A 12,341-nucleotide genomic window follows, 5' to 3' on the forward strand; every position below is an offset into this window, starting at 1 on the left:
TATCTAATTCAAAGCAGAAAACTGCATAATCCTAAAAAGTACAACTTATCAAGGTTTATTTGATATGCACATTTAAAAAAACAGATAAATAAAATATCGAATATGTAGGAAACAAGAACGGTTTTTCATAGAAATTCCCTAATTTTGTTTGCTGGGCATGTGATATTGCCCCTTTAATAAATATATTCAGTGATATATATGTAATTTGAAGGAAAAAGAATAGTTATTGGAGAATTTTTACAATGTGTTGATTAGAGAAAAAGGAGTTATGCAAAATGAACTTAGAAAAAAGTAAGCCAGTAAACGAAGAGGTCGCTGAATTAAAAGAACTAATTAAAGAACTACACGGAAGCGTACATCAACTTCAAAGTGAAGTGCAGCAACTAAGGCACGAAAGACCGGTTGTTGAAGTGAGAAAAGGTGTCCAATTATCACCGGCAATCATCGGGCAAATTGGTGGTATGATTTTAGGTGGATTAGCAATTATAGGTATATTTTGGTGATGAAAAAAGGTATGCGGCGTAGTGCTGCATACCTTTTTTACTGTCGTTATTTGTCGGTAAGTCGATATTCGTTATCGAATCGCCGATATAATTTCATGCAATACAACTTCTACATTAAATAACGTAAATAAATGTAAGCATGTGATAACAATAGCGCAATGATCGTTAAGGGGAAACCGATTTTTAAGAAGTCCATATAAGAGAATCCGTGTCCTTCACGTTTTGCAATACCAGCAACGACTACGTTTGCAGATGCACCGATTAATGTTCCATTTCCTCCTAAGCATGCTCCAAGAGATAATGCCCACCATAGTACTTCAATTTGCGGAGAATCGACAGATAGTCCGAGTCCTGTAGCCAAATCTTGAATAAGTGGAATCATTGTTGCAACAAATGGGATATTGTCAATTGTCGCAGATGCGATGCCAGATACCCATAAGATAAGTATAGCAGCGAAACCGATGTCGCCATTTGTTACGTCGATTACTTCTTTTGCGAGTGAAGAAATAAGTCCGATATCAATTAACCCGCCAACGAGAACGAATAGTCCAGCGAAGAAGAAAATGGTTACCCATTCAACGTGGGCAAATACATCTTCAATATCGTGTTCTTTCACGCCAATTAACATAAGAAGTGTAGCACCTGTCATCGCAATAACGGCAGCGTCTACATGAATAATAGAATGAAGTACAAAGCCTAAAATAGTTAGTCCTAAAATTGTAATCGATTTTAAAAGGAGGCTTTGATCTTTAATATAATCTTTTTCATTTAATGCCATCAGTATTTTAATTTGCTCAGTTGTTGTTTTTAGTTTGTTACGATACATGAAGTAAATAATGCCAAGCGTAACGATAGAAATAATGATTACGATTGGAGCTAAGTTAAGTAAAAAGGAATTAAAGTCTAAATGTTTATTAGCTGATCCAATCATAATGTTCGGTGGATCACCGATTAAGGTTGCTGTTCCGCCTATATTTGAAAATAGTACTTCTGAAATTAAATAAGGAACAGGGTTTACTTTTAAAATACGTGTAATGGATAGTGTAACAGGAACGATTAATAATACGGTTGTTACGTTGTCCAAAAATGCAGAACCGACAGCGGTTAATAGGGATAGTAATAATAAAATGCGGATTGGTTTTCCGCCAGCTGCTTTTGCTGCTTTAATAGCTACAAATTCAAATACGCCCGATTGACTCGTAATATGTACGAGAATCATCATCCCAATTAAAAGGGTGATCGTTTCCCATTGAATATGTGATGTGAAAGCGGTATGTAAATCTACAATTCCAAAAATAATCATAATAGCAGCACCGAATAATGCGATTACAGCACGATTCAATTTCTCAGAAATAATAAAACCGTACGTGACTAAAAATACGGCAATTGCAAAATAATATTGCCAATTTGCTACTTCATGTGCTGAATGTTCCAAGCATGTCACCTTCTTTAAAGTATGTATTCAATTGTCGAAATGTATCTCGCTACATTAACACGGGATAAAATATATTGTAGCAAATTCAAAAAAGAAAGAAAACTATTTAACAAAGTGAAGGAAAAAATGTGATTTTTACATATCATATAAAAAATATAAAAAACACAGTGCAAATTATTAGGAAAAGTGAGCGTTGTCCTCTAATATAGAGATAGCAATTTACATTATTTTTGCGTAAAATGGTTTAAAGAGGTGAATTCCGATGGAAATAGTAAAAGATAGTTCTCTTATTCAAAATGAAATTGAACGTTTTGTAAATAAAGATGTATATATTCATTTAGAAACAACGAACGGAGCGTATGCGTCACACTTTAATGAAAAGATGATGACAGTTGGAGCATTCATTCGAAATGCAATTATCCGTTTTGAACGCGGGAAAATAACTGGAACCAACCCATACCGAGTTGGTTTGAAAATGGATCATGGCTGGGTATATGCAGAAGGCATTACGCACTGGGAAGTAGACGATAAAGAGCGTTTATTACTAGCAGGTCATGATAATCAAGGCCGCTTAGCGGTAGCGCTTGAGTTAAGCTTAACGCCATTTAAGTAAGAAGGAGGGAAACTTATGGAGAGACATGTACTTGTTGTATTTCCGCATCCAGATGATGAAGCATTTGCTGCGGGAGGAACAATTCGCTTATTAACAGATCAAGGAGTACCTGTAACATATGCATGCGGTACTCTTGGACAAATGGGACGTAACATGGGGAAAAATGTATTCGCTAACCGTGAAACGATTCCAAATATCCGTGAAAAAGAATTAAAAGATGCATGTGAAGCGATGGGGATTCAAGATTTAAGAATGCTTGGTTTCCATGATAAAACGTTAGAATTTGAAGATGTTGATTTTGTTGCAGATAAAATTGAAGCGATTATTCAAGAAGTAAATCCATCTCGAATTATTACATTTTATCCAGAACACGGCGTACATCCAGATCATGATGCATTTGGCCGTGCTGTAGTTCGCGCTGTATCACGTATGCCAAAAGAAGAGCGTCCAGTCATTCATGCAGTTGCGATTACGAGAAATCGCGAAGCAGTACTCGGTGAGCCGGATGTTGTAAATAATATTAGTGAAGTATTTGAACATAAATTAGCTGCACTAGGCGCGCATCGTTCACAAACAGAAGCAATGCTTGAAGAAACACATGCAAAAATAAAAAACAAAGATGCAGCAACATTAAAATGGCTGCAACTTGAACAATTTTGGACTTATAAATGGGAGTAGGCTAGAAGGATATCTTCTAGTATCTCTTACATATAAAAAGCGCCGTCACTTGTGATGGCGCTTTTTTGTGCTATTGTTTCGTACTAGCCAAATACATGAGCATGTGGAATTTTTCGTCTCTTACATGATAATCGAAATAAGGTCCTGGATCTGTACAGTAACCGATATTTTCACTTTGCGTGATTTGAAATTCATGGCCTGATAAATTTTCTTCTAAGTATTTTGGATGTAAAATATGTTCGTGAGAATTTGGATATAAGGCTGAAATGTTTTTCAAGGATTTGGCCGAACTATCATAATATGAGTATCCGCCGACAATTGTTGAACTGTTATGTAAATAGTTTTTTAGAACGTGAATTGGGAACTGCGGATTGAGCAGTGAAAAATCAGTTACTGAAAAACTATCCACAAAAACATCGATGCTAAGCGGTTTCAATGGTAGATTTAAATCGGAATTCAAAATATAAAGGACGCGTGGCTTCGGATTCATACGCTCAATTCTGTTTCTAACCTTCTTGAGCATCGCAAGTGAATAGCCACTGAATACATAGGACGCGCTTGTTTCAAGAACATCGATATATTTGGGTAGTGACACAAAAGCGTCAACGTTTGTTTCCACAATTAATTTGTTTTTCAAATCTATATTTTGTAGAACTTTTTGAAACTGAAAATTAATTTTTTCAAATAAGTTAATCATTTTGGGATTGATCTCTTTAATCGTTTCTTTATCGTAAAAATAAGATGGATAAGGAGACGTCTCGTACAAATTCGCGGTAATGATAATACCCTCTTCGATAGCTGCCTCGTATCCACAGGTACAAGTTAAACGCCCCGTGTGAATGTAAACTTTTTTAATCGTTACATCTTCCATTTCAAGTGGAATGCGGCACTTCGGACAATAGAGAAAATTTACAAAGTCAAGCGGGATTCCTGTAATATTCTCTTCTTTGGATGAAGGTGAGCTAGTTTGAGCTGCTTTTTCAATCAATTGGATAGCTTTTGATATGTCTTCTTTTTTCTTGGTTAGCTCGTCCTTTTTATCAATGAGCAAGTTGTTGTAGTAGTCGATATCCTCATGGTCTGAGAAGTTTGTGACACGCCGATATGATAAAATTCGTTGGATTTCTATCAATGAAAAATGAAATTTTTTCAGCTCAGTAATAAAAGCCATGTCGTCGAAACACAATTGGTTCATTTGATACTGGGTGTTTTTTTTGTCTGGTATTAATAATCCTAGTTCAATGTAATAACGAACGGTATCAGTCGTAACATGAAAAAGTTTCGCAAATGTACCAATCTTCATAGATGTCCCCCCGATGAAAAAAGTGGAGTTACTCCACTTTTTTCGTAAAATGAATGCAGAAAACTTTCAAATGGCTATTGACTTGGAGGAAACTCCAAGTCGTATTATTAATTTAATAAATGTGAATATTTTGAATATTTTTGACTGTATTGTAACATACATGTCACGAAAGGAGAAGGATTAGCTATGGATAAGATGGATCGAATGGATACGCTCTCACTGTGGAAAGCAACTGCGAACAGCTATGACAAAGGAAAACCTCTTGAAGGAAATGAAGAGGCGGATGTTGTCATTATTGGCGCAGGTTTCACAGGTCTTTCTTCTGCATATCATTTACAAAAATTAGGGAAGAGTGTCATTGTCCTTGAGCAGGAAACAATCGGATATGGCGCAAGCGGTCGCAACGGCGGGATGGTATTGCCAGGATATAAGCCAACGATGCAGGAGCTTGCCAAGAAGTATGGTGCCGAAGAGGCGAGGCAGCTTAACGATCTTTCTCTGCTTAGTGTTGAATTAGTGAAAAACATTATCGACGAGCATCAAATCAACTGTAACTTCAGAAAGACAGGTCACATTGTGGCGGCTTACAAAGCCAAGCATTTTGAAGGATTGAAACATGAAAGTGAATACTTAAACAAAAATTTTGGATACGAATCAAGCGTGCTTAATCGAAGTCAGTTGCATCAAGAGATTGATTCTCCGCATTATTATGGCTGTTTAGTCGACAACTCGAGTTACTCATTCCAACCACTGAACTATGCAATTGGTTTGGGAGAAGCAGCTAAATCGATCGGCGCAAAAATCTTTGAGCATTCGAAAGCACTATCTATTGAGTACGGCCGAAATAGTGTGAAAGTTGTAACAGAAAAAGGTGCTGTTACTGCGAAAGACATTATTGTGGCTACAGATGGTTACTCTGGAAAAATCATGACTGAACTGAATAAAGGCGTACTGCCAATTTCAGCACGTATTATTGCTACTGAACAGCTTCCAGAATCACTTTTGAATACCGTCATTCCTAAAGATCGCATGGTTTTTGATACAAGCAGTTTCCTTTACTATTTCAGGCGCACACCAGATAATCGGATCATATTTGGCGGTGGCGATATTCGTCCAAACTTAGGTGATGCTGTTTATCAAAATGTTTACGATGCTATGGTTAAAATAATGCCAAAACTAGAAGGAAGCAAGATTGATTACAGGTGGGGTGGATTTATCGGGGTTACAATTGATACGTTCCCGGTTATCGGTAGATCCAAAGAAGGCGCATATTTCGCAACGGGTTATACGGGCCATGGCGCGTCTCTCTCGACATTGTTTGGTAAGTTATTGGCACAATGGATCGTTACGGGGAGTGCAGGTGGATACCGATTTGAAAAGGAACGCCTCAAATCATTCCCATTCTATAATCAGAAAACGATGCTGGTCAATATAGCACATATTGGTTTCAAACTGGTAGATATTATTGCGTAAAGGAGAGGTGTTTATGGAAATTAACATGTTCATTGACGGGAAATGGGTAGAAGCATTATCGGGTGGTAGACGAAATATTATCAATCCTGCAACTGAAGAGGTTATTGCGACGTCTGCTCATGGATCAGCAGATGATGCGAAGATAGCAATCCAGGCGGCTCGTAAAGCGTTTGACAGCGGAATCTGGTCGGATTTATCGGCTGATGAAAGAGCTGACTATCTATATAAGATTGCAGACCGTCTTGAAGAGAAGACAGCTGAAATTGCCCGTTTGGAAACTGCAAATAACGGTAAGGTAATCCGTGCAACAACCCATGTGGATATTCCGGTGTCGATTCAATGCTTCCGCTATTATGCTGACTTGATCAAAGGTATGAAAAAGGAATCTTACACTCGTGCTGATTCTTCGGAAACAATTATTATTCATGAACCGATTGGTGTTTGTGGACTTATTGTACCTTGGAACTTCCCACTTATGTTAGCTGTTTGGCAGATTGCTCCTGCACTTGCCGCGGGGAATACAATTGTAATTAAGCCTGCTGATGTCACTCCTGTAAGCGTATTCAAATTATTTGAAATTATCGAAGAGGTTGGGCTTCCGGACGGAGTGGCAAACTTGGTATTGGGACCTGGCTCAAAGGTTGGGAATGAGCTTGCAGAGAGCCATGATGTTGACAAAGTTGCCTTTACCGGTGGAACAAAAACAGGTCAAAGTATTATGCGCGCAGCTGCGGGCAATATGAAAAAAGTCACACTTGAATTAGGCGGGAAATCTCCACTTATTGTGTTTGACGATGTGGATTTTGAAACGGCAGTCGATAATGCGATGTTTGGTGTTTTCCACAACGCTGGGCAAGTTTGTTCAGCTGCATCCCGTTTGCTTGTACAAGAGACCATTTACGATAAGTTTGTTGAAAGATTGGCCGAGCGTGCGAATAAAATTGTAGTTGGAAACGGAGAAAGCGAGAATATCGAAATGGGAGCTCTCACAACCGAGTCTCATATGAATGACGTTTTACATTATATAAAGAGCGGAATTGAAGAAGGTGCAAAATTAGTTTGTGGTGGTAAACGTTTAACAGAAAATGGGCTTGATCGAGGGTTTTTCATTGCACCAACAATCTTTGCTGATGTAAATGCGAATATGTGTATTGTTAAGGAAGAGATTTTTGGTCCAGTCCTTGTTGTACAGAAATTTAAAGATGAGGAAGATGCGATCCAAAAAGCGAATGATTCCATTTATGGATTAGCCGGTGCTGTATTTACTGAAGATATGGACCGAGCAAAACGTGTTATTAGTAAACTGCGTGCGGGAATTACTTGGATTAATAGTTATCATCTCGCTTATGTTGAAGGCCCTTGGGGCGGATATAAGCAAAGTGGAATCGGCAGAGCGTTAGGTACTGTTGGGCTGGAGCATTTTATGGAAACGAAGCAAATCAATATCCACCAGCATGCCAATCCTGTAGGTTGGTATGCGAATTAATTGAGCAAAACGTGCTATATAAATTATTTATAAGGGGATATGCTCATGAAAATAGTGGACAACGGTCCGTCATCAAAAATAGAGCAACCAGAAGTAATGAATAAGCCGGTGGATGATTCAGTGCTAGGAACCAAAAGTATTCCGTTACTATATTTACGGTTTGCTTTGGCGGGAATTATGGCTAACGTAATTTTAGGAGTTGTATCGGTTGTTGATGGCTATTTCGTCAGTGGCTTTCAGGAGCTGGAAGTCGAAGGGATCGGAATTGGATTTACAGTCATGGTTATTACCCGTATGATTGGTGTTCTTTTAGGTGTGGGAGCAGGAGCGGTCATTTCACTTCGGCTTGGAAAAGGGAAGTTAGAGGAAGCTAGAGGTATTATGGGACAAACTTTATGGTTTACTCTTTTCCTTTCCACTTTGTTAGCTATACTTGGATTGATCTTTGAAAATGATATTATGATTTTATTCGGAGCAAGTGATGAAGCGCTTCCATATGCGGTGCAATATAGCCGACTGCTATGGATTTCGTTGCCATTAACGATATTGGCCGTTGTATTAAGTATTTTAGCTAATATCGATGAAAAACCTATATTATCAATGAACAGTTGGTTAGTCGCAGCGGTTGTTGCTGGGACTATGGAATGGATTATGGTAGTGAAGTATGACATGGGGATGATGGGTTCTTCATGGGCTAATACGATTTCGCAATCGATTCCTGCTCTCCTAATCTTTTATTTCTGGTTTGGTAAAACAAAACTTAAGCCGAAAATGAAAGATATGATGATTAATCTCAAGAAGATTGGTGAAGTGGTTTGGACGGGCTTTGCATCTTTCTCGAGTCAGTTCATGATGTTTATTGCAATTATTTTCACCAACAACTTACTGCAAAGCTACGGTGGTGGTTTGCACGTTGCAGCTTTCACAATTCAAAACGGTTACATTACCAATCTCCTCGCCTTAGCAGCGCTCGGTGGGATGACAGGACTTCAACCGATTATTAGTTATAATTACGGTGCGGGCAACCTTGATCGTGTGAAACAAGCAATTAAGATGGGACTCATTTTTACAGTTTCCTTCTTTGTAATCGTGACAGCCATACTAATCATTTTTGCAGATCCAATTGTGTCATTTTTTTCCGGTGGTAATCCTGAATTGCAGAAACTGGGCATTTGGACGACAGTTGTATTCAATTGTTTGTTTACGTTTAGTGCAGTTAGCTTGCTTATCTCTGGTTATTTTGAATCACAAGAGAGAAACTGGTCCGCAACGTTTATTAGTGTAAGTAAAATATTGTTGTTCATGATACCGTTTCTATTTATTTTCCCGAAATTCTGGGGTATAGAAGGTGTATGGTACGCTGCTCCTGCTGCAGAAATTCCAGGTGTTCTCATTGCCATATACTTTATGAGAAAAGAGTTCAAACGTTTAAAAGCTACCAATGTTAAAACAGTAGATTTATAGGAACGTATTCCATCAAAATTACCAATAAGAAAGAGGGATATCATCATGTTTTTTGCGAAAAAAATTACAGCAGAAGAAGCAGAGCAACTAGGTGCCAACACATGGGAACCGTGGGTAGGCGAACCGAATAAAGGAACGTGGCATGTAGAAGAGCAGGAAGTTTTCTATGTGACAGATGGTGAAGTGTTTATTACTGTTGATGGAAAAAAGTATCATATTACAAAGGACTGGATCGTTTCCTTGGCTAAGGACCTTGTTTGTGAATGGGATTGCCCAGTATTTCTGAAAAAGAATTATAAGATGAACTATGAGATTAATCTAAAATAATGTGAACTGGGGAGTGGACAAATGCTAAGCAGATGACTGCTCCTGCTTATTCAATGGATAAGAAGTTTAGATTAGTAAGGTTGAAGAAATGTATGCAAATAAGTTTACATACCATCAAATGAATGCGCTTTCTTTTGTGAGTGTAATAAATACATAGGACGGTTATTTTAAAATAGGAGGCTTCACCATGGTAGTAATGAAAAATGTACAAACGTTGAAAAATTATATTGGCGGACAATGGATAGAATCTACAAGTAAACAGGTTGAAGATGTACCAAATCCAGCAACAGGAGAGATTATTGCTCGTGTGCCTCTTTCGACTAAAGAAGATTTAGATAGAGCTGTAGCAACTGCTAAAGAAGCATTCAAAACATGGAGAAAGATCGCTGTTCCTCGGCGTGCTCGGATTCTATTTCGCTATCAACAGCTATTGATTGAAAACTGGGAAGAGTTAGCTAAACTCGTAACCTTGGAAAACGGAAAAAGTTATCAAGAAGCATACGGTGAAGTACAGCGGGGGATTGAATGTATCGAATTTGCCGCAGGCGCACCCACTTTAATGATGGGAGAACAACTTCCCGATATTGCTACCGGTGTTGAATTAGGGATGTATCGTTACCCGATCGGAGTAATCGCAGGAATAACGCCATTTAACTTTCCGATGATGGTGCCATGCTGGATGTTTCCACTCGCGATTGCATGCGGAAATACGTTTGTATTAAAACCATCTGAAAGAACACCGCTATTGGCTAATCGCATAGCTGAACTGTTTAAAGAAGCAGGTCTTCCAGATGGAGTACTAAATATTGTGCATGGTGCACATGACGTCGTTAACGGCATTCTTGACAATGAGGATGTGAAGGCTGTATCTTTCGTTGGTTCCCAACCTGTGGCTGAGTATATATATAAAACAGCAGCAGCTAACGGCAAACGTGTACAAGCTCTTGCAGGGGCAAAAAATCATTCGATCGTATTAAAAGATGCGGACCTTAGTTCTACAGTGAAAGAAATTATAAATGCTGCTTTCGGTTCAGCTGGTGAACGATGCATGGCGGCGGCTGTTGTTGTCGTGGAAGAAGACGTTGCAGATGAGCTCGTTAATAGACTGCTTCAAGAGGCTAATGCAATTCCGATTGGTAATGGCCTGGAAGAAGGTGTTTTCCTTGGTCCTGTTATTCGTGAAGGACATAAAGAGCGGACACTCGGATACATTCAATCCGGTGTAGAGCAGGGAGCGACACTTATTCGTGACGGACGTGAAGACGATGCAGCAAACAGCCAAGGTTATTTTGTTGGCCCAACGATTTTTGACAATGTGACACAGGAAATGAAAATTTGGCAAGATGAAATCTTCGCACCGGTTCTTTCTATTGTACGCGTAAAAGACTTAATGGAAGCGATTCGTGTTGCTAATGCATCACCATTCGCAAATGGTGCATGCCTGTACACAAATAGCGCTAAAGCTATTCGTGAATTCCGTGAAGAAATTGATGCAGGTATGCTTGGGGTTAATCTTGGAGTTCCCGCTCCAATGGCATTCTTCCCATTCTCAGGTTATAAGAAATCCTTCTATGGTGATCTTCATGCAAATGGAAAAGATGGCGTAGAATTCTATACTCGCAAGAAAATGCTTACGGCTCGTTATTGAAAGAATGATATGAAATCATAAAAAGATAGAATGGAGTTGGTGATTGTGCAAGCGACAGAGCAAACACAAAGTTTGAAAAAAACAGATGAAAAGTACCTTTGGCACGCAATGAGAGGAGCAGCCCCTAGTCCAACGAATTTAATTATCACAAAAGCAGAAGGGGCATGGGTGACGGATATTGATGGAAACCGTTATTTAGACGGTATGTCCGGTCTTTGGTGCGTGAATGTTGGGTATGGCCGAAAAGAGCTTGCAAGAGCGGCTTTTGAACAGCTTGAGGAAATGCCGTATTTCCCTCTGACACAAAGTCATGTTCCTGCTATTAAATTAGCAGAAAAATTGAATGAATGGCTTGGTGACGAATACGTCATTTTCTTTTCTAACAGTGGATCGGAAGCAAATGAAACAGCGTTTAAAATTGCTCGTCAATATCATCAACAAAAAGGTAATCATGGACGCTATAAGTTTATTTCACGCTATCGTGCTTACCACGGTAACACAATGGGGGCTCTTGCAGCAACAGGTCAAGCACAGCGAAAGTATAATTATGAACCACTCGGGCAAGGATTCTTGCATGTAGCACCGCCGGATACGTATCGAAATCCAGATGATGTTCATACACTGGCAAGTGCTGATGAAATCGATCGTGTCATGACATGGGAGTTAAGCCAAACAGTAGCCGGCGTGATTATGGAGCCAATTATTACCGGGGGCGGAATTTTAATGCCTCCTGATGGATATATGGAAAAAGTAAAAGAAATTTGCGAGAACCACGGTGCGTTGCTCATTTGTGATGAAGTTATATGTGGATTTGGCCGGACGGGGAAGCCGTTTGGATTTATGAACTATGGCGTCAAACCAGATATCATTACAATGGCAAAAGGTATTACAAGTGCGTATCTTCCTTTGTCAGCAACAGCAGTTAGACGAGAGGTTTATGAGGCATTCGTAGGTAGTGAAGATTATGATCGCTTCCGCCATGTAAATACGTTCGGAGGAAATCCTGCTGCTTGCGCTTTAGCTTTGAAGAATTTAGAAATTATGGAGAATGAGAAACTCATTGAACGTTCCAAAGAATTGGGTGAACGACTGTTATATGAACTTGAGGATGTAAAAGAACATCCAAACGTAGGAGATGTTCGCGGAAAAGGCCTTCTTTTAGGTATTGAACTAGTGGAAGATAAGCAAACAAAAGAACCAGCTTCTATTGAAAAGATGAACAAAGTCATCAATGCTTGTAAAGAAAAAGGTCTAATTATTGGTAAGAATGGTGACACTGTTGCAGGTTACAATAATATTTTGCAGCTTGCACCTCCATTAAGCATCACAGAGGAAGACTTTACTTTTATCGTTAAAACAATGAAAGAATGTTTATCCCGCATTAACGGGCAGTAAGACTCCCACCTCAAAA

General features: G+C 39.0%; 11 protein-coding genes. 9 read left to right on the forward strand and 2 right to left on the reverse strand.

The annotated features are described in order from the left end of the window. The first annotated feature begins 275 nt into the window (after nucleotides 1-275). Nucleotides 276-503 (forward strand): hypothetical protein, encoded by a 228-nt coding sequence (locus V7038_RS18845; protein WP_002111012.1) that lies wholly within the window; start codon nucleotides 276-278, stop codon nucleotides 501-503. A 109-nt stretch (nucleotides 504-612) separates the two neighbouring features. On the opposite strand, the gene V7038_RS18850 is transcribed toward V7038_RS18845, so the two are convergent. Then, complete coding sequence (locus V7038_RS18850) at nucleotides 613-1,938, reverse strand: ArsB/NhaD family transporter (protein ID WP_002161014.1); 1,326 nt, start codon at nucleotides 1,936-1,938, stop codon at nucleotides 613-615. 262 nt (nucleotides 1,939-2,200) lie between these two features. On the opposite strand from V7038_RS18850, the gene V7038_RS18855 reads away from it, so the two are divergent. Both V7038_RS18855 and bshB2 read left to right on the forward strand, forming a co-directional pair. Then, nucleotides 2,201-2,551, forward strand: a complete 351-nt coding sequence (locus tag V7038_RS18855) for a YojF family protein (RefSeq protein WP_000407039.1) — start codon at nucleotides 2,201-2,203, stop codon at nucleotides 2,549-2,551. A 15-nt stretch (nucleotides 2,552-2,566) separates the two neighbouring features. Next, entirely contained in the window at nucleotides 2,567-3,229 is a 663-nt protein-coding gene (bshB2, locus tag V7038_RS18860) for a bacillithiol biosynthesis deacetylase BshB2 (RefSeq protein ID WP_000439466.1), read from the forward strand. Between the two features lie 70 nt (nucleotides 3,230-3,299). Here the strand turns inward: bshB2 and V7038_RS18865 are convergent, their stop codons facing one another. Beyond that, complete coding sequence (locus V7038_RS18865; protein ID WP_204208614.1) at nucleotides 3,300-4,532, reverse strand: MerR family transcriptional regulator; 1,233 nt, start codon at nucleotides 4,530-4,532, stop codon at nucleotides 3,300-3,302. Between the two features lie 186 nt (nucleotides 4,533-4,718). On the opposite strand from V7038_RS18865, the gene V7038_RS18870 reads away from it, so the two are divergent. The 6 genes from V7038_RS18870 to V7038_RS18895 all read left to right on the forward strand — a co-directional run bounded on the left by V7038_RS18870 (nucleotide 4,719) and on the right by V7038_RS18895 (nucleotide 12,325). Continuing rightward, nucleotides 4,719-6,005, forward strand: a complete 1,287-nt coding sequence (locus V7038_RS18870) for an NAD(P)/FAD-dependent oxidoreductase (RefSeq protein WP_335471313.1) — start codon at nucleotides 4,719-4,721, stop codon at nucleotides 6,003-6,005. 13 nt (nucleotides 6,006-6,018) lie between these two features. Then, complete coding sequence (locus V7038_RS18875) at nucleotides 6,019-7,491, forward strand: aldehyde dehydrogenase family protein (RefSeq protein WP_070170463.1); 1,473 nt, start codon at nucleotides 6,019-6,021, stop codon at nucleotides 7,489-7,491. Between the two features lie 45 nt (nucleotides 7,492-7,536). Continuing rightward, nucleotides 7,537-8,955, forward strand: a complete 1,419-nt coding sequence (locus V7038_RS18880; protein WP_335471315.1) for an MATE family efflux transporter — start codon at nucleotides 7,537-7,539, stop codon at nucleotides 8,953-8,955. Nucleotides 8,956-9,000: 45 nt separating this feature from the next. Continuing rightward, entirely contained in the window at nucleotides 9,001-9,282 is a 282-nt protein-coding gene (locus V7038_RS18885) for a cupin domain-containing protein (protein WP_335471317.1), read from the forward strand. A gap of 187 nt (nucleotides 9,283-9,469) precedes the next feature. Then, nucleotides 9,470-10,930 carry a CoA-acylating methylmalonate-semialdehyde dehydrogenase gene (locus V7038_RS18890; RefSeq protein ID WP_335471320.1) on the forward strand — a complete coding sequence of 487 codons (1,461 nt, stop codon included), beginning with the start codon at nucleotides 9,470-9,472 and terminating at the stop codon, nucleotides 10,928-10,930. A 30-nt stretch (nucleotides 10,931-10,960) separates the two neighbouring features. Then, entirely contained in the window at nucleotides 10,961-12,325 is a 1,365-nt protein-coding gene (locus V7038_RS18895; protein WP_171904005.1) for an aspartate aminotransferase family protein, read from the forward strand. The last annotated feature ends 16 nt before the right edge of the window (nucleotides 12,326-12,341 follow it).

Origin of the sequence: Bacillus sp. JJ783 (assembly GCF_036963225.1) — a bacterium.
GTDB lineage: Bacteria > Bacillota > Bacilli > Bacillales > Bacillaceae_G > Bacillus_A > Bacillus_A cereus_U.